At 59.3% G+C, this 18,583-nt stretch carries 18 protein-coding genes; 3 read left to right on the plus strand and 15 right to left on the minus strand.

Going from position 1 to position 18,583, the window contains the following annotated elements:
- Position 1: 1 nt before the first annotated feature.
- Both dtd and pip read right to left on the minus strand, forming a co-directional pair.
- Complete coding sequence (dtd, locus tag V7756_RS10830; RefSeq protein WP_335610184.1) at positions 2 to 439, minus strand: D-aminoacyl-tRNA deacylase; 438 nt, start codon at positions 437 to 439, stop codon at positions 2 to 4.
- A 1-nt stretch (position 440) separates the two neighbouring features.
- Positions 441 to 1,412 carry a prolyl aminopeptidase gene (gene pip / locus V7756_RS10835; protein ID WP_335610185.1) on the minus strand — a complete coding sequence of 324 codons (972 nt, stop codon included), beginning with the start codon at positions 1,410 to 1,412 and terminating at the stop codon, positions 441 to 443.
- A 128-nt stretch (positions 1,413 to 1,540) separates the two neighbouring features.
- Between pip and V7756_RS10840 the strand changes: the two genes are divergently transcribed.
- Positions 1,541 to 1,969 (plus strand): hypothetical protein, encoded by a 429-nt coding sequence (locus tag V7756_RS10840; protein WP_335610186.1) that lies wholly within the window; start codon positions 1,541 to 1,543, stop codon positions 1,967 to 1,969.
- Positions 1,970 to 1,971: 2 nt separating this feature from the next.
- Positions 1,972 to 2,961: a DUF2891 domain-containing protein gene (locus tag V7756_RS10845; protein ID WP_335610187.1), complete on the plus strand. Its 990-nt coding sequence runs from the start codon at positions 1,972 to 1,974 to the stop codon at positions 2,959 to 2,961.
- On the opposite strand, the gene V7756_RS10850 is transcribed toward V7756_RS10845, so the two are convergent.
- The 7 genes from V7756_RS10850 to V7756_RS10880 form a co-directional block, all read right to left on the minus strand.
- Entirely contained in the window at positions 2,958 to 4,604 is a 1,647-nt protein-coding gene (locus V7756_RS10850; RefSeq protein ID WP_335610188.1) for an FMN-binding glutamate synthase family protein, read from the minus strand. The genes V7756_RS10845 and V7756_RS10850 overlap by 4 nt on opposite strands.
- Positions 4,605 to 4,775: 171 nt before the next feature.
- A complete protein-coding gene (locus tag V7756_RS10855) occupies positions 4,776 to 5,357 on the minus strand; it encodes an NnrU family protein (protein WP_335610189.1) in 582 nt (193 codons plus the stop codon).
- 145 nt (positions 5,358 to 5,502) lie between these two features.
- Entirely contained in the window at positions 5,503 to 6,189 is a 687-nt protein-coding gene (locus tag V7756_RS10860) for an META domain-containing protein (protein ID WP_335610190.1), read from the minus strand.
- An 81-nt stretch (positions 6,190 to 6,270) separates the two neighbouring features.
- Positions 6,271 to 7,071 (minus strand): PhzF family phenazine biosynthesis protein, encoded by an 801-nt coding sequence (locus V7756_RS10865; protein WP_335610191.1) that lies wholly within the window; start codon positions 7,069 to 7,071, stop codon positions 6,271 to 6,273.
- A 109-nt stretch (positions 7,072 to 7,180) separates the two neighbouring features.
- Complete coding sequence (locus V7756_RS10870; protein ID WP_335610192.1) at positions 7,181 to 7,723, minus strand: DUF924 family protein; 543 nt, start codon at positions 7,721 to 7,723, stop codon at positions 7,181 to 7,183.
- Positions 7,724 to 8,251 (minus strand): DinB family protein, encoded by a 528-nt coding sequence (locus tag V7756_RS10875; RefSeq protein WP_335610193.1) that lies wholly within the window; start codon positions 8,249 to 8,251, stop codon positions 7,724 to 7,726.
- A gap of 80 nt (positions 8,252 to 8,331) precedes the next feature.
- Complete coding sequence (locus V7756_RS10880) at positions 8,332 to 8,757, minus strand: VOC family protein (protein WP_335610194.1); 426 nt, start codon at positions 8,755 to 8,757, stop codon at positions 8,332 to 8,334.
- Between the two features lie 276 nt (positions 8,758 to 9,033).
- On the opposite strand from V7756_RS10880, the gene V7756_RS10885 reads away from it, so the two are divergent.
- Positions 9,034 to 10,386, plus strand: coding sequence for a KamA family radical SAM protein (locus V7756_RS10885; protein ID WP_335610195.1), 1,353 nt, complete (start codon positions 9,034 to 9,036; stop codon positions 10,384 to 10,386).
- A 50-nt stretch (positions 10,387 to 10,436) separates the two neighbouring features.
- Here V7756_RS10885 and V7756_RS10890 read toward each other — a convergent pair whose 3' ends face one another.
- From V7756_RS10890 to thiI, 6 genes are all read right to left on the minus strand, one after another.
- Complete coding sequence (locus tag V7756_RS10890; RefSeq protein WP_335610196.1) at positions 10,437 to 10,964, minus strand: hypothetical protein; 528 nt, start codon at positions 10,962 to 10,964, stop codon at positions 10,437 to 10,439.
- Positions 10,965 to 11,130: 166 nt separating this feature from the next.
- Positions 11,131 to 12,048: an alpha/beta hydrolase family protein gene (locus tag V7756_RS10895; protein ID WP_335610197.1), complete on the minus strand. Its 918-nt coding sequence runs from the start codon at positions 12,046 to 12,048 to the stop codon at positions 11,131 to 11,133.
- Positions 12,049 to 12,418: 370 nt separating this feature from the next.
- Positions 12,419 to 13,342 carry a dienelactone hydrolase family protein gene (locus V7756_RS10900; protein WP_335610198.1) on the minus strand — a complete coding sequence of 308 codons (924 nt, stop codon included), beginning with the start codon at positions 13,340 to 13,342 and terminating at the stop codon, positions 12,419 to 12,421.
- A 376-nt stretch (positions 13,343 to 13,718) separates the two neighbouring features.
- Positions 13,719 to 14,630 (minus strand): alpha/beta hydrolase family protein, encoded by a 912-nt coding sequence (locus tag V7756_RS10905; protein ID WP_335610199.1) that lies wholly within the window; start codon positions 14,628 to 14,630, stop codon positions 13,719 to 13,721.
- Between the two features lie 459 nt (positions 14,631 to 15,089).
- A complete protein-coding gene (gene typA, locus V7756_RS10910; protein WP_335610200.1) occupies positions 15,090 to 16,901 on the minus strand; it encodes a translational GTPase TypA in 1,812 nt (603 codons plus the stop codon).
- A gap of 166 nt (positions 16,902 to 17,067) precedes the next feature.
- A complete protein-coding gene (thiI, locus tag V7756_RS10915; RefSeq protein WP_335610201.1) occupies positions 17,068 to 18,525 on the minus strand; it encodes a tRNA uracil 4-sulfurtransferase ThiI in 1,458 nt (485 codons plus the stop codon).
- Positions 18,526 to 18,583 lie beyond the last annotated feature (58 nt).

Raw genomic sequence — 18,583 nt, forward strand, 5'->3', positions numbered from 1 at the left:
GTCAGGTCTCCAACATAATGGTCACCGGACCATCATTCACCAGATGCACCTGCATATCCGCCCCAAACCGTCCCGTTGCCACCGGCGCGTGCAACGCCTGCGCCTGGCTCACCAGATAATTGAACAGCAACTCCGCCTGCGCCGGTGGTGCGGCGGTGGAGAAACCGGGACGCAGGCCCTTGCGGGTATCTGCCGCCAGGGTGAACTGCGAGACCAGCAGCAGCCCGCCCTGCACCTGGCGCAACGAATCGTTCATGCGGCCGTCGGCGTCGGTAAACACGCGGTAATCCAGCAGCCGCTTGAGCAACTTGTCGGCACTGACCTCGGTGTCCTGCGGCTCAATGCCGACCAGTACCAGCAGGCCCTGGTCGATCGCGCCCACTACCTCGCCGGCAACTTCAACACGGGCCTGACGCACCCGCTGCAGCAAGCCCTTCATCTCATTCGGCCTGCGGCGCCAGGTCCAGCAGACGGCGCGCCATCTCGCCGGTGGCGCGCACCAGCGCATCGGCGATGCCCGGCTCGGAGGCGGCGTGACCCGCATCGCGAATGATGTTCAGCTCGCTGTTTGGCCAGGCCTGATGCAGCGCGTAGGCGTTGTCGAGCGGGCAGACCATATCGTAGCGCCCGTGCACGATAATGCCGGGGATGTGCTGAATGGACGCCATGTTGTTGAGCAGCTGATTCGGCTCAAGGAAGGTCTTGTTGGCGAAGTAATGGCACTCGATGCGGGCGATGGCATAGGCCCGGCGGGCATCGCTGAAGCGGCCGATCACCTGCGGGCTGGGGCGCAGAGTGGCGCAGCGGCCTTCCCACACGGACCAGGCCTTGGCCGCGTGCATACGACAGATTTCGTCGTCGCCGGTCAGGCGGCGGTAGTAGGCCGCGACCATGTCATGGCGCTCTTCCTCCGGAATCAGGCTGAGGTAGTCTTCCCAGAAGTCCGGGAATACATGACTGGCCCCTTCCTGGTAGAACCAGCGAATATCCTGATCGCGGCACAGGAAAATACCGCGCAGTACCATGCCGAGCACGCGGTCGGGGTGCGCCTGCGCGTAGGCCAGTGCCAGCGTCGAACCCCAGGAGCCACCGAACAGAACCCACTTGTCGATACCCAGGTGCTCGCGCAGCACCTCCATGTCGGCCACCAGGTCGGCGGTGGTGTTGTCCTGCAGGTTGGCGTGCGGGGTGGAGCGGCCGCAGCCGCGCTGATCGAAGGTGATGATGCGATAGATCGATGGATCGAAAAAACGCCGGCTCAGGGCATCACAACCGGCGCCCGGCCCGCCATGGATAAACACCACCGGCAAACCGTCTGCCTGGCCACTTTCATCAACGTAGAGAACATGCGGTGGCGCCACGGCCAGTTCATGGCGGGCGTAGGGTTTGATCTCCGGATACAACAGCTGCATGATGGGCTCCTGGCCTGTCCGCCGGCGCGAGGGCTGCCTGCCGTAGAGCAGTTTTGCCCAATCCTCCGCGCCAGCATCACTCTCTTGAGAAAGCATCACATTACTGACCTGCGAGGCTGCTGTCACCTGTGCGCACGCTACTTCTTCTGCTCGTTACCCTGACCCTTTGCGCCTGCGGCGCCTCCTCCCCTGATGAGCGCCTGAATCAGGCGATCGATCAATTGCAGGAGAGTATCGAATCGCGAGATCGCGAGCAGGTTACCGCCTTGCTGCATCCCGATTTCAGCGCCCAGGATCAGTTCGACAATGCCTGGGCCGAGCGCACCCTGCGCTTGATGTTCCTGCAGAACCAGCGCATCGGCGTGCTGGTCAGCAGCCAGGAAACGCAAATCGACCCAGGCTATCCCGAGCGCGCCGAGACCACGGCTCGGGTGACCCTCACCGGTGCCGAGCGCTTCCTGCCCAACAGTGCCGGCCAATATGACATTCGCCTGCTGTGGCTGGATGTAGACGGCCAGTGGTTGCTGCGCGATATTGACTGGCAACGGATTCGCTGAGCGTGCTCGAACCAACGCAACTGGCAGCCCTGGCGCGCGTGGCGCTGGGACACGTGCAGCGTGAGTATCCGCACATCGCCCCCATGCGTCTGGCCAGCGCAGCGGACCTGCAGCCACCGAGCCGGCTGCACCCGGTGTTCTACGGCAGCTATGACTGGCATTCGTGCGTACACAGCTACTGGCTGCTGGCGCGGATACGGCATCTGGCGCCCGCTCTGCCCGAAGCACAGGCCATCAATGACTTGTTCGATCAGCAATTGACCAGTGCCAAACTGGAACAGGAGCGCACCTTTTTCCTGCAGCCCGGCAAGCGCAATTTCGAGCGTCCGTACGGCTGGGCCTGGCTGCTCAAACTGCAGGCGGAGCTAGCCGGCGCCAATACGCGCTGGGCCGAAGCGCTACAGCCGTTGGCAACCGAACTTGCCCAGGGCATGACAGAATACCTGCCCCGCCTGAGCGCGCCCATTCGCAGCGGCGCGCATAACAACACAGCCTTTGCCCTGCTCCTGGCCATGGACTACGCCGAGGCCTGCGCCGACCACGCCCTGGCCGCGCAGATACACACCAGCGCGTGCGATTTCTATCTGCATGATCGGAGCTGTCAGGCCTGGGAGCCGGGCGGCGAGGATTTTCTCTCGCCAGCGCTGCAGGAGGCGGCCTTGATGCAGCGGCTGCTGTCTGTAAAAGAATTCGATAGCTGGTTTAGCGGCTTTTTACCCCGACTCGCGGAGGGCGAGCCCGCCACTCTGCTGACGCCAGCACACAGCCGCGACCGCAGCGACGGCAAGCTGGCGCATCTGGATGGCCTCAACCTAAGCCGCGCCTGGTGCCTGCGTGCCCTGGCCAAGGACCAGCCGCTGGCATTGCGCCAGCGCCTGCTGAGCGCAGCGCAGGCCCATCTGCAGGTGAGCCTGCCGCACATTCAGGGCGATTACATGGGCGAGCATTGGCTCGCCACCTTCGCCCTACTGGCTTTGCAGGAGCGCGCTTAACGCAACTTGGTTTCGCGCAATCGGATCATGAAGTCGGGCGCCGCAAAACTGTCGGCGCGGGCCTGCGCCCAGTATTTCTTGAAGATCGGCAACTCGGCGCGGCCATCGAGCAGCACCCCCGGCTCCAGAAACTCGAAGAGCTCGCTGTAGGGCTGCACTTCATATTTGCTCACACGGCGCATGATGTGCTCCGGCCCCAGCTCGCGCGGATGGCTCAACCCAGCGGCCTCCAGCAGATTCGACAATGCCAGCACCGTGTTGCGCTGGAAGTGGTAGACCCGCTCACTCTTGTCGGTTACATCCAGCTTGCCGCCACGGCCCTTGTCCTGCGTAGCCACGCCACTGGGGCATTTGTCGTTGTGGCAACTGAGACTCTGGATACAGCCCAGAGAAAACATGAAACCGCGCCCCGCATTGCACCAATCTGCCCCCAGCGCCAGCGTGCGCGCGATATTGAAGGCACTGGTGACCTTGCCGGCGGCGCCGAGTGCAATCTTCTCGCGCAGATTGGCGCCCACCAACGTGTTGTGCACCAGCAAGAGCGCATCGGTCATGGGCATGCCGAGACGATTGATGAACTCCAGTGGCGCGGCGCCGGTACCACCCTCGCCGCCATCGACGACGATGAAATCCGGATGCTCGCCGGTTTGCAGCATGGCCTTGGCAATCCCGAACCATTCCCAGGGGTGCCCTATCGCCAGCTTGAAGCCCACCGGCTTGCCGCCGGAGAGCTCGCGCAGCTGGGCGATAAACTCCATTAGCTCCAGGGGCGTGCGGAAAGCCGAGTGGGCCGCCGGTGAAATCACATCCTCGCCCGGGGTAACTCCGCGCGCCTCGGCAATTTCCTCGGTGACCTTGGCCGCCGGCAGTATGCCGCCGTGGCCCGGCTTGGCGCCCTGAGACAGCTTGATCTCGATCATCTTCACCTGATCAGGCTGAGCGTTGACGGCAAAGCGCTCTGGGTCGAAACTGCCATCGGGCTTGCGACAGCCAAAATAACCGGAGCCTATCTCCCACACCAGATCGCCGCCCGGCTCGCGGTGATAACGCGAAATCGAGCCCTCGCCGGTGTCGTGATAGAAGCCGCCCTTCTTCGCCCCTGCATTGAGCGCCAGGATGGCGTTGGCCGACAACGAGCCAAAACTCATCGCTGAAATATTGAACACACTGACATCGTAGGGCTTCAGCGTTGCGGGGTGGCTGCCGACCGTGGTGCGGAAGTTCTTGTCGAGGATTTCCACCGGCGCCAACGAATGGTTCATCCACTCATAGCCTTCGGCATTCATGGGTATCAGTGAGCCAAAGGGCTTTTTGTCGAGAATGTCCTTGGCGCGCTGATAGACGATGTTGCGTTGCTCACGCGAGAACGGCAGCTCATCGGTATCGGACTGAATGAAATACTGGCGCAACTCCGGCCCGATGGACTCAAGAAAATAACGGAAATGCGCCAGCACCGGGTAATTGCGGCTGATGGTATGCCGCCGCTGGCACACATCCCAGGTGCCCATCACCGCCAATGCGGCCAAGGGCACTGCGGCCAGCAACCAGAGCAGGGAGAACCAGGTAAGACCCAAAGTGACCAACGCCCCCACCAGGCAGAATAGATAGGGGAAATAACGCAGCTCTGAGGCGGGCAATTGCATAAGGCCTTCCTTTGTCGATACAGCGACGGAAAATCGAGTGATAACCCATCCGTCTTCCGGCTACCCAGCGGCTTGCCTGCACAGCATGTCGACCGGGGCCGAGGTTGTTTGTCGCGGCTCACATACAAGCAACCAGCGCGGCGGGTTGCTTGTTCATCGCTGCACCAGCGTTTACATGCCCAGCGGCTTAACGCCGATCAACACGCCGTGCAGATACAGGGCAAAGGCCGCCCAGCCGACAAGTCCTACCACCACAACCAGCGCATCCATCGCCGGTTTGCCCTTGCCGTAGCTGACACCTGCCAAACGGTCACGCTTGCGTGAGACCACAAAGAGCGCCGTCGCCCAGGCCAGAAAGCCACCAAACAGCAGCAGGTCAGCCAGGCTTCCGTTGGCGATCAAATGCGCCAACGCCCAGAACTTCACGCCCAGCAGCATCGGGTGGCCAACGCGCGCCTTGATGCAAGAACCGGGAATGTAGGTGGCCGCCAGCAGGATGAAGGCCGGCAGCGTCAACAGTGCTGCCAGATGGCGCGTCCAGACCGGCGAGCTCCACAGCCAGGTCGGGTCCATGCGCGCTTGCCCGTAACCATAAATGACCAATACCAGTCCGATAATGGCGGTCAGCGCGTAAAGCCCTTTCCAGGCCATCAGGCCTTTGCGGGCGATTGTCCGGGCGCGCCACTCAGGGGCAAACAGGCGCGTGGAATGCACGCCGAGAAATACAATTAGGCCGAGGATCAGCAACAGCATGCGAGCGTCCTTCTGCAAATGAAATCACGGAATGGCAGCGATATCTTTCGCTGTCCGGTACTTGCCGCGCTCAAACACGCGGCCAAGGGCGACAATGCACCAGCGCACCGCCACAGGCAACAGTGACGGCTCACTGCGCAGGCCTTTATTGCAGACGAGCGGTGAGCGAATCGCCGGAATCGGTCTTCAGCACCAAAGCGCCCTTGCTGTTGAGCTCAAACCGGCTGATATTTTCCAGCGTTTGCAGAAAACGGGTTTCCTGCTCGCCGAACCCGGGCTGGCAGGCCATACGGGTGGAAACCAGTTGGCTCACGGTCAGGCTACTACCGGCAACGTTATAAGCGCCGGCGTAGTTGTTGCAGGAAGCCATGCCCGAGACGCGGCCGTCGTTGCCAAAATTGAGGGTTGCCCGCGAGCCGTCAAGGATGTCGTTCTGATTGATGCTTTCGACTACCCATTCACCCGCCTGCAGCAGCAACGCGCCTGCCGGCTCGCATTCGGGATAGGGCTGCCCCTTGAGCACCAGCATGCCTTTGTCGCCCTTGAGCCAGTAACTGGTGGAGCTGTCGCCCGGCATTTCATACTTGGCGCCAGAGCCTGAGCGCACCCGCTCAAGCAGATATTTGGCACTACCGGCTTCCAGGGTCAACTGATCGGCATTGAAGGTGGTGCGCACCGGCAGGGAGCCACAGCGCAGAATGGCCACGCCACTGTCCGCTTCCAGTTGCGGCGGTGCTGGCGCATCTCCGGACGGGCGCTGCGAGCTGGCGCAGGCGCTCAGCAACAGCAGCGAACCGAGCATGGCGGCGTACAGGGGTTGGCGCACAATCATCTAAGATCTCCTTTGCGGGTATGGGCGATAGGCATCTAGCATAGCCTTTTCGCATCGCCGGTGTTGGTCATGCTGCGCAATTCAGGGCAGGTAGATCTGTCCTTCCAGGTAGAGCACTGCGCTGCCGCTGATCTGCACCTGCTGCTCAGTCACTACACAGTCAAGACGACCGCCGCGGCTGGAGGCTTGAAACGCCAACAGGTGCTGCCGGCCAAGACGGTCCGCCCAATAGGGTGCTAGCCCGGCGTGAATCGAACCGGTAACGCTGTCTTCCAGGCCGCCATTGGCGGGCCAGAAATAGCGCGAGACAAAATCTGACTTGATGCCCGGCGCCGTGACTACCACATCGCGCGGCGCCAGCAGTTTCAGCAACTCGGGTTGCTGCTGAACTTGCAGCACGCTTTGCTCGTCACTGTACACGGCGAACCAGGCCTGGCGGCTGACCAGCACCTGCTGCGGCATTACGGAGAGGCCGTCGAGCAGCGCCTCGGGTATATCCGCTGTAGCAACCGGCTCCGGGTCCAGCCGCGGAAAGCACATGCTGATGCGACCATCAGCCCCCCGCTCCACCTTGAGCTCGCCCACGGCCGCGGCGGTGAAACGGATACAGTTCAGCTCGGGATACAGTCGAAACAGCACAAAGGCGCTGGCCAGGGTGGCGTGACCACAGAAGTCGATTTCGCTCAACGGCGAGAACCAGCGAATGGCATAGCGCCCGTCGGATTCCAGCAGGATGAAGGCGGTCTCTGACAGATTATTTTCCGCCGCGACCGCCTGCATTACTTCCGGCGGTAACCATTGCTGTAGCGGCACTACCGCAGCGTAGTTGCCTTTGAACAGCGTATCGGTGAAGGCATCAACCTGGTAAATCGGCAGCTGCATGTAACTCTCCTCTGTATGCAGATAGGTTATGCAATAGCCTCCAGCCTAACGCGTCGGCAATACACTCTTGCAGTACAGCTCTTGCCTGCTTTGGCGCAACAGCCGAGCCTCAGAAACTCGACCCTTCAGTCTGCAGAAAAGCCGCTTCCTCTGCGGTAGTAGGTCGCAGCAAAATGGCATTGCGGTGGGGATAACGGCCAAAACGCTCGATGACGCGCTTGTGCTTGAGCTCTGAACGCAGGTTGTCTTCCATGCCCGGTGCGCTGAACAGCTTGACCGCCTGCTCATGGATTTTCAGCGACTCGCTGTGCATGAAGGGCATGTACATGAAGGCGCGCAGCTTGACCGGCAGTTGCTGGTCGATCCCTTCGGCTACCGCTTCCTGTGCCAGCACCAGCGCCATGCCGTCGCAGGCGAAAGCGCGCGGGGTGTCGCGCCAGATATTGCGCGAGAACTGATCCAGCACGATGATCTCAGCCAGCCGACCCAATGGAGCACTGCGCCAGTTGACCAGCTCAGCGCGTTCGGCGCGCTCATGCAAGGGTCCGAAGCGCTCTCTGATAAAGCGATCAAGCCCCGGGTCCTTGCGCCACCATTGCACCGGTTTGAGCTCGGTAAACCAGAATTCAAGCACCTCATCAACTGCCGCCACTCAAGGGTCCTCTTGCCATATTGGAGTTGCCGAAGCAACGCCCGGCATATGGATAAGATCGGTCAAACCGGGATCGGTTCCGCATTGTGACAACAGCGTGGTGATCTGCCCACGGTGATGTGTCTGATGGTTGAAGAAATGCGTCAGCACCAGCCACATCGGGTAGCGGCGCGGTTCGGGGTTGACCAGACTGGTGTAACTGAACTCGCCACCCAACCGCAGTGCATCGAGCGTCGCTACCCAGGCGACGATCTGCTGGTCCAACTGCTCACGTGCCTCACGCAATGGCACGAAGGCGGTGTACTGTTCGGCATCCAGACCGGTCACACTCACCGGGCAGCCGGTAAAACGGCCGAACCAGATTCGATCGGCCAGCAACAGATGATTGAGCGTGCCATGGATGGAGCGAAAGAATGCGCCTCGATCAGCCCGATAATCTTCCTCGGGCAACTGCGCACACAGGGCATAAAGCCGCTGGTTCATCCACTGGTTATAACGCGCCAGGGTCATAAACTGATCACGGTACATGACCGCCTCCTTGGCGAAACCCCAAAGCTTCCAATCAACCGCATAAGCGGCCAGAAGGAAAGGTACAGCTGCGCAGCCGTTTAACCCGGATCACGGGTAAAGCCGCGGCAAACCGCAGCCAGCTTGTTACCATCCGGGTCGCGCACATAGGCACTGTAAAAATCCGGATTGTACTGCGGGCGTAGCGCCGGCTCGCCCTCATCACTGCCGCCATGCGCCAGAGCCGCAGCATGAAAGGCTCTGACTTCGGCCCAGGTGCTTGCTTGCAAGGCCACCATGCTGCCGTTGCCGGCGCTGGGCGGCGCTCCATTAAAAGGTTCGCACAACCAGAGCGCCAGCTCCTGCTGGCCCTGGTTCTCATACCAGCCCCAGCCGGCCCAGCCTTGCCAGTCCTGCTCCTCTCCCGGCGTGGCGCAACGCCGAATGCCAAGCGCAGCCATCACCGGATCATAAAAGCGAATGCTGCGCTGCAGATCACTGGTGCCCAGCGTCATATAGGAAAACATGCCGTTGCTCCCGTATTGGCTCACAGCAGCCCAGCATAGCCCTGGCTGCAGAAGCGAGTCACTATTTAGACATCAATGCATTATTTCGCTATGATTGCGCGCTGCTGAGCCATCAGCCCATCACTATGCCCGATAGCTATTTTCCACAACTATCGGCGCTTTTAAGCATTAACCCCACAGGTTATGCACTGAATTGCGTTAACTCCATCTGCGCGCCAGAGTCGAAACTGGCGTGGCAAACTGTTTTTGATCTGAATAATACGTTGAATACAAACTATGCCAAACTCCAATATCCTGGCCATTGCCAGCCCGGAACTGCCCGCCTTTGATACCAACAGTTTCAGTCACCAACGCTTCAAGGTGTTCACCGCCAAGCAGTTGAACCAGATTCCTCAATTGCAGTCCCTGAGCCCTAGCCAGCGCTTCGAGATGCAGGTAGTAGCCAGCGTATTGCCCTTTCGCGTCAACCAGTATGTGATTGACGAGCTGATCAACTGGCAGAATGTGCCGGCCGACCCGATTTTTCAGCTTACCTTCCCGCAGCGCAGCATGCTCAAACCCGAGCACTACGATCGCGTTGCCGAAGCACTGAGCAGCGGCGCCGACCAGCCTGCATTGAAGAGCCTCATCAGCGAGGTGCGCGCCGAGCTGAATCCGCATCCGGCCGGCCAGTTGGAGCACAACATCCCCATGCTCGATGGCGAGGTGGTCGAGGGTCTGCAACACAAGTATCGCGAAACGGTCCTCTTCTTTCCCAGTTCCGGGCAGGTGTGTCACAGCTACTGCACCTTTTGTTTCCGCTGGGCTCAGTTTGTCGGCGACAAGGACTTGAAGATTGCCGCCCGCGAGTCGAACCAGTTACGGGACTATCTGCGCGCACATCCCGAGGTAACCGATGTGCTGGTGACCGGTGGCGATCCACTGGTAATGAAGACGCGCAACCTGCGCGCCTATCTGGAACCCTTGCTAGGCGCGGAGTTCGAGCACATACGTACCATCCGCATCGGCACCAAGGCGCTGACCTTCTGGCCGCAGCGCGTGGTCACCGATGATGACGCCGAAGACCTGCTGGCGCTGTTTCGCGAGATACAGGCCGCCGGCAAGCACCTGGCGCTGATGGCGCACTACAACCACTGGCAGGAGCTGGAGCCGGAGATTGCCCGCGAAGCCATTCGCCGCGTGCGTGAAACCGGCGCGCAGATTCGTGCGCAAGGGCCGCTGCTGGCGCACATCAACGATAGCGCTGAAGTCTGGGCTCGCCTGTGGCAGACCCAGGTCGAGCTGGGCATCATTCCCTATTACCTTTTTGTGGAGCGCGATACCGGCGCGCGCCACTATTTCGAGGTGCCGCTGGTCAAGGCCTGGCAGATATACCGCGACGCCATGCAAAGCGTCTCCGGCATCGCCCGTACCGCCCGCGGCCCCTCCATGAGCTCGCACCCGGGCAAGGTGGAAATTCAGGGCGTTACCGAAATTCATGGCGAGAAGGTCATAGCGCTGCGCATGATCCAGGGTCGCAACCCCGATTGGGTGCAGCGCCCCTTCTTCGCCAAATACAACGCGCAAGCCACCTGGCTCAACCATCTGGAGCCCGCCTTCGGCGAGGAGAAGTTCTTTTTCGACGACTGATCCGGATAGCGAGCCGACAGCATTATGCTGCCCACCCGGCGGGCTGAGCCTCAGCTGGGTGTCGGCAACTGCAGCCAGATCGAGAAGCAACCCAGAAAAAGCCACAGGCCAGAGAACAGAAAAGGCGTGCGCTTGGAAAAGCGCAAGGACTTGCGCAAGCCGCCGAAGTTTGACTCCCAGGATGAAAGCAATGGGGAGTCATCGTAGTGAGTGCCGAATACCGGCTCGGCGTCGAGCATATTTTTCTGTTTTGCATGCCAATGGTCGATGGTGTCGCAAGCCGCCTTTATGCCGGGCCAGGCATTGATGGAACAAAGCACTCCGAACAGGGCAAGCGTAGCGGGCACGACTAGCGTGAAAAGTTTCCCCCACTCGGGGTTAACGTTCGCCATACAGGAGCCGTAGGCAATCACCAGAAAGGACTGGGCAGTGAGGTAAGCGTTGGTGCGGTTGGCCAGGTTACTGGTTTCACTGGCTATCTCACGCCGGTAGAACTCCAGCCGCTCCCTGGGGGTGGTGAATATCTGTGAATTCGCCTCTACCTCGGACGGTTCGGGCTGATTTGGTTGAATAATCATGTTGCTGATCCGGACTGTTTTGCCTGGTTAATAGGCAAGGCTAGCCGGCATTAAGTTCCGGTCATGATAATCGGCGCGCGGTTAGCCAACGCACTGGATAGAAAAAAGCGCCGCCCCTGATGCGGGGCGGCGCTGGGGCGCAACAGGCGTAAGCCAACATACCCTGTTAGTAAGGGCAGTTACCCCGGTACTCGGAGATGCTGTAATCCGAAGTGTGGTTCGGGCCGCAGAGGAACTGCTTGTAACGGTCATCCTCATCCAGGTGCAACTTCATCCAGGACACACCGAAGCGGCCTAATACATCGTTGTTTGTACCGCCGCCGTTGGCGCAGTAGTGACTACCGTTGTTGATCTCGACAAAGGCTTTGTCGATGCCAGACGGCAACGCATTGTAGAACGGCGAAGCGTGCTGCCCGACCGGTGCGATGACGTCCGACTCGCAGGCAAAAATCAGCGTAGGCGCTTCTACGCGGCGCGCGTAATAGCTGGAGGTATCCCAAGGTGCCAGCGGAATCGCGGCTTTGATGCGGCCCTGACCGGCGACACGGATGGTGCCGCCACCGCCCATCGACCAGCCAATCACACCGAGGCGGTTGGTGTCGATCTTGCCGCGAACCGGGCTGCCGGTACGGGTGTTCTGGTCTACCAGATAGTCCAGCGCATTGTTGATCTGGGTAGCACGGCTGCCGGGCTGGTCAAAGCCGGAGTTGGTGTCGATGGTCATGACCACGAAACCGTAGGACGCCAGTTTCGGCCCCCACCAGTCGATCGACGATTCAGCTGAGACAAACCCAGGGATGACTACTACAGCGGCCATGGTGCCGGTGGTGCCAGTGGGGTAATGGATGGTACCGCCGCCAAAGCCGCTGACCAAGCTGGAAACCCGCTCGGTGGAGACGCTGTGCTGGCCGCGGCTGGCTTCAATGAAGCTTACGCTTGGGTCTGGACCGCGCTGATAGGCGGAGTTGCCATTACCTGGGTCGGTAGGTGGCGGGGTAGGATTGGTGGCAAAGGCGGGAACGGCGCACAGCAGCGCGGCGCTGGCCACGATGGCGCGAAATGCTTTCTTGGGCATCATAGTCATGTTGTCATTCCGGTTCAGGTTGATTGTTTTTATATTCACTGCCGCTCACCTATGTGGCATTAACGACAGCAACCGCCGGAAGATTAAACCGCAACAGGAAGTTAGACTGAATCACCCATTTATGCGAGGCGGCCAGCGTAAAACATCCAAGCCAACATTCTTTTCAAGAGCTCGCTGTTAACAGCGCGAGGGCACACAGCGCGCCTTTAACTCTAATATAACGAAAGCTCCTGTTGTGAATGAACATTCACAAAAGCCACATATATTTTTATACCCGCCCGAATGGGTGAGATTAAAGCGGGGTATATAAAAAATGAAAACGCCGACCCCGTTATCAGGATCGGCGTTTATCAAGCGGCCAAGCAACTACTCAGTAAGGGCAATTACCACGGTATTCGGAAATCTTCGAGTCCGAGGTGTGGTTCGGGCCACAAAGAAATTGTTTGTAGCGGTCATCCTGGTCAAGGTGCAACTTCATCCAGGACACACCAAAGCGGCCCAGTACAGTGTCGTTGCTGCCACCACCATTGGCGCAGTAGTGGCTGCCGTTGTTGATCTCAACAAAGGCCTTGTCGATATCGGACGGCAAGGCGTTATAGAACGGTGAAGCGTGCTGCGATACCGCCGCTACGGTGTCTGATTCGCAAGCAAAGATCAACGTTGGCGCCTCTGCGCGGCGCGCGTAGGTGCTGGTAGTGTCATAGGGAGCCAACGGAATTGCTGCCTTGATGCGGCCCTCGCTGCCCACGCGAAGCGTCCCACCGCCACCCATCGACCAGCCGATAACACCCAGCCGGTTGGTATCGATCTTGCCTCGAACAGGACTGCCGGAAGCCGAATTCTGGCTAATCAGGTAGTCCAGCGCTGCGTTGATCTGGGTAGCGCGGCTGGGCGGCTGGTCGTAGCCGGAGTTGGTGTCTATGGTCATGACCACAAAACCATAAGAAGCCAGCTTGGGCCCCCACCATTGAATAGAGGACTCCGCAGACACATAACCGGGAATCACCACGATTGCACCCATAGTGCCAGTAGTGCCCGTTGGGTAATGAATGGTGCCGCCGCCAAAGCCTCGGACTGAGCTGGAGACCCGCTGCGTGCTGACGCTATGCTGACCGCGGGCGGCTTGCACAAAACTCACACTCGGATCTGGACCGCGCTGGTAGGTGCTGCTGCCCGGATTACTAGGTGGCGGCGTCGGAGTCGGCGTTGGGTTGGTGGCAAAGGCAGGCAGCGCGCACAGCAATGCTGCACTCGCAACCATGGCGCGAAATGCTTTCTTGGGCATCATTGACATGTTGTTATTCCAAATTAGGTGATTGTTATTATTTGCTCCGCCGCCCACCAAAGTGGAACTAACAACAGCGTCTGCTGGCAGATTAGATATCAACTGAAAATAGGGTTGAATCACCCATTCACGCGAGCATGTGGCTTTACAAATCCGCACTAAAACCACAATTAGTAATTAGAAACAACCATTTAAAAAAGTTATTGAAGAACGCGGTAAATTCACGCCAATAAAAATAATGCATTTGTAGAGGAATGAATATTCATACAGCATTCTCATAACAATAAAACTGCCAACCAAGTGGGTTAGCGCACTGGTCAGCCTCAATGAAAAATGCCGGCGCTGTTACCAGCGCCGGCATTTTTTTACCTCACAGACAATACTCTTAAAACGCGCAGTTACCACGGTACTCGGAGATGGTGTAGTCGGACTCGTGGTCGGGTCCGCACAGGAACTGCTGGTAGCGCGTATCCTCATCCAGATGCACCTTCATCCAGGACACCCCAAAGCGGCCCAGCACATCATCATAGGCGCCACCGCCGTTGCCACAGTAATGACTGCCGTTGTTGATCTCGACGAAGGCCTTGTCGATATCCGATGGCAGCGCATTGTAGAACGGCGAGGCGTGCTGACCTACAGGTGCAATGATGTCCGACTCGCAAGCAAAGATCAGCGTAGGAGCTTCGGCACGCCGGGCGTAGTAGCTGCTGGTATCCCATGGCGCCAGTGGAATGGCGGCCTTGATGCGACCCTCGCTCGCTACGCGAATGGTGCCGCCACCGCCCATAGACCAACCCACAACGCCCAGGCGATTGACATCGATCATGCCCTCGACCGGGCTGCCATTGTCGGTGTTCTGATCAACCAGATAATCCAGCGCTGCGTTGATTTGGTTGGCACGGCTCGGCGGCTGGTCAAAGCCGGTATTGGTGTCGATGGTCATCACCACAAAGCCGTAGGAGGCCAGCTTGGGGCCCCACCATTCAATGGAAGACTCGGCCGATACATAGCCTGGGATAACCACGATAGCAGCCATGGTGCCGGTGGTGTCTTCCGGGTAGTGAATGGTACCGCCGCCAAAACCGCTCACCAAACCGGAAACACGCTCACTATCCACTGAATACTGACCACGCTGGGCTTCGATGAAGCTAACACTTGGGTCCGGACCGCGTTCATAGCCTTCACCGGGCTCGGGATCGGTCGGCGGGGGATTGTTTGCCATAGCCACAGAGGACATCAGCAGCGCGCCACTGGCAATAAAGGACAACAGGGTGCTGTTAAGCTTTGTTTTCATCATTCGTCATTCTCCGTAAAGCATTATTTTTGTGGTTACGAATAATGGCTCTCCATGCCAAAACGTCCATCGAGCGGGATAAAGCTGCCTGAGGGTGCAAACTCTACAAGTGACTCATGCAGAACAAATTCACCCATATGGGCTAGCAAATTACGATTTCTGTAAACTGTGTCACCGCCTCGGACCACAGCAGGGGATGGGCAGCACCTTACTGGCTAGAATGTTTTCGGTGGTCGCCATTGCTGACGGCCTATCGACGGGAATGAAGTTGCCTGCTTTGGCTCAGCGATAGGAACTCTGTTCTGCGCCATCTGTGCCCACGCCAATCGATTGGAAGCGATGCAGTAGCGGCGCCAGCTCAAGGCAAACGGACACAAAAAAACCCGCCTGGGTTACCCCGGGCGGGTTTTTTCTTGTCCGGCCTGATCAGAATCAAAGGCCGGGCGACACCAGAGCCAAAGTTCAGCCCTTGCTGGCGCGCTTGCGCTCATTTTCGTTGAGGTGCTTCTTACGCAAACGGATCGACTTGGGCGTTACCTCTACCAGCTCGTCGTCGTCAATGAACTCCAGCGCCTGCTCCAGGGTGAACTTGATCGGCGGCACCAGGGCGATGACTTCATCCTTGCCGGAGGCGCGCATGTTGTCGAGCTTCTTGCCCTTGGTGGGGTTGATCACCAGATCGTTGTCACGGCTGTGGATACCGGCCAACTGACCTTCATAGATTTCCTGGCCGGGCTCAAGAAACAGCTTGCCGCGGCTCTGCAGGGTTTCCAGCGAGTAGGTCAACGCCTTGCCCGTCGCCATGGACACCAGTACGCCGTTCTGGCGCTGGCCCACATCACCCAACTTCACCGCACCGTAGTGGCTGAAGGTACTGGTCATGATGCCGGAGCCAGAGGTCATGGTCAGGAAGGTGTTGCGGAAGCCGATCAGGCCACGCGCCGGAATGTTGTATTCCAGGCGGATACGACCCTTGCCATCTGGAACCATGTTGGAGAGGTCACCCTTGCGCAGACCCATCTGCTCCATGATCGGACCCTGGTGCTGCTCTTCGATGTCGATGATGACATTCTCGAAGGGCTCCTGCTTCTCGCCGTCAACTTCCTTGATGACTACTTCTGGACGGGAAATACCCAGCTCGAAGCCTTCACGGCGCATGGTTTCAATCAGTACCGACAGGTGCAGTTCGCCACGGCCGGAGACCTTGAACTTGTCGGCGCTATCACCCTCTTCAACGCGCAGCGCTACGTTGTGCAGCAGTTCCTTTTCCAAACGCTCCTTGATGTTGCGGCTGGTGACGAACTTGCCTTCCTTGCCGGCGAACGGCGAGTCGTTGACCTGGAAGGTCATGCTTACGGTCGGCTCGTCGACCGTCAGTGCCGGCATGGCTTCAACGTTCTGCTGGTCGCACAGGGTATCGGAGATGAACAGCGGATCAAAACCGCTGATGCAGATGATGTCACCGGCCTGGGCTTCTTCCACTTCGACGCGCTGCAGACCGTGGTGACCCATGATCTTCAGGATACGGCCGTTGCGTTTCTTGCCGCTGGCGTCGATTGAGGTGACCGGGCTGTTGGCCTTGATCTTGCCGCGACGGATGCGGCCGATGCCGATCACACCGAGGAAACTGTTGTAGTCCAGCGCGGAAATCTGCATCTGGAAAGGACCGTCCAGGTCGACGTCCGGGGAAGGCACGCGGTCAACCACGGTCTGGAACAGAGGCGTCAGGTCTTCAGCCATTTCTTCGGGATCCATACCGGCAATGCCGTTGATCGCGGAAGCGTAGACGAAGGGGAAGTCCAACTGCTCGTCGGTGGCCCCCAGGCTGTCGAACAGGTCGAATACCTGATCGATTACCCAGTCAGGGCGCGCGCCCGGACGGTCGATCTTGTTCACGACCACGATGGGACGCAGGCCGGCCTGGAAGGCCTTCTGGGTTACGAAGCGGGTCTGCGGCATGGGGCCGTCAACCGCGTCGACCAGCAGCAGTACCGAGTCAACCATGGACATCACACGCTCAACCTCACCACCAAAATCGGCGTGGCCGGGGGTGTCTACGATATTGATGTGGTAACCGTTCCAGTTGATGGCGGTGTTCTTCGCCAGGATGGTGATGCCGCGTTCCTTTTCCTGGTCGTTGGAGTCCATGATGCGCTCGGAATCCAGCTCCTTGCGGTCCAAAGTGCCGGACTGGCGCAGGAGGGCATCAACCAGGGTAGTTTTACCGTGGTCAACGTGGGCGATGATGGCGATGTTACGGAGATTCTCGATCACTATGGACGTCCTGGATGGCGCGGCACTGGCCGGCTAACTGGAAAAAAGAGGTGGGCATTATACAGACCCGGACGTGACAGTGTATGTTTTTTGCACGCCCAGACCCAATTGCACCGCTCTAAATGGCAGAAAAACCGCCGGGCGGTGTGTTTTTGCTACTACAGCTTCAGATCTTCGGCAAACGCAGCACTCGCACATTGCCATGCCCGGCATCCAGCAGATACTGCGCATGCAGGTGGCTCATTACGCCTTTTTCGCAGTACAACAGGTAGGCACGCGAGGCATCGAGCCCGGCAAACGCCGTATTCAGGCGATAAAACGGCAGCGCCTGCACCTCGACGCCCTCAAGCAGCAGCGGACGCGCTTCCTGCTCGTCGGGGTGACGTATGTCGAGCACCACCTGACCAGCCAGCGCAGTAGCGACTACTTCTACCTCGGCGCCCCCTTCGGGTACCTGATCCAGCTCGCTGCACTCACTGTAGGTGGCGCTTTGCACGGCCTGCTTGAGCACCTCGAAATCAAAGCAGGCTTCTACCTCCTCCACTTTGGCAACCGTGGTGCGAATGGCTGGCCCCACGGAAATCACCCCGCAGTACTCCGGCATGCTGCTGGAGAAGTCCAGGGTACCGATGCGTCGAGCCGTATCGATGATATCCAGCTTGCTGGTGGTGATCAGCGGGCGAATCACGAAACGCTCGGCGGCATTGTCGATCACGCTCAGGTTCGGCAACGTCTGACTGGCCACCTGCGCGATGGCCTCGCCGGTGACCAGCGCATCTATGCCCAGCCGATAGGCCACACGGTCGGCCGCGCGCAGCATCATGCGCTTGAGCACCACGCCCATCTGGCTGTTCTCCACGTTCTGCAGAATCTCCGCCACCACGCCCTCGAAGGGCACACTGACGAAACGCAGACGATGGCTGGCGGCGTAACGCTCCCATAAATAGTGCGCCACCTGGCGCACGCCCAATTCGTGGGCACGGCCGCCGAGATTGAAAAACACGAAATGGGGCAAGAGACCACGCTGCAGCATCTGGTAGCTCGCCACTGTGGAATCGAAACCACCTGACAACAAGCTCAGGACCGGTTCCATGGTGCCCAGCGGGAAGCCGCCCATACCCTGATGCCGAGCCTGGATCAGAAACACACGCTGCTCGCGGATCTCGATCTGCACCACCACCTCGGGCTGCTTCAGCGACACGCCGGCCGCGCCACAGCGCTGGTTCAGCTCGCCGCCCACCTTGATGCCCACATCCTGCGAACTGAATTCATGCCTGCCCACACGTTTGCAGCGCACCGAGAACCACTTGCCGCGAACCTGCTCACCGAGCGTTTCGACGCACAATTCGGCCAACTCATCGAGTGTACCCAGGGGGTACTCGTGCACTTCATGGCAATGGGCGATGCCCGGGGTGTTTTTCAGCCGCTCGATACAACGCTGCTGCAGCTCGGGATTGGCGCCCAGATTGACCTCCAGGCTGTCCCAATTGCCGTTGACCCTGGCCTCGGGATCGATATCACGCAACAGGCGCTTGAGATTGGCTTTGAGCTGGGCCACAAAGCGCTTGCGCACCTGGCGGGACTTGATGGTGATTTCGGGGAAGAATTTGATGATCAGTTTCATGGGATTGGTGTAAGGTGCGCAAAGCCTCGCATTATACCCCAGAGTCATGGCGAGGCGC

The organism is Halopseudomonas sp., from assembly GCF_036961105.1.
Classification (GTDB): domain Bacteria; phylum Pseudomonadota; class Gammaproteobacteria; order Pseudomonadales; family Pseudomonadaceae; genus Halopseudomonas.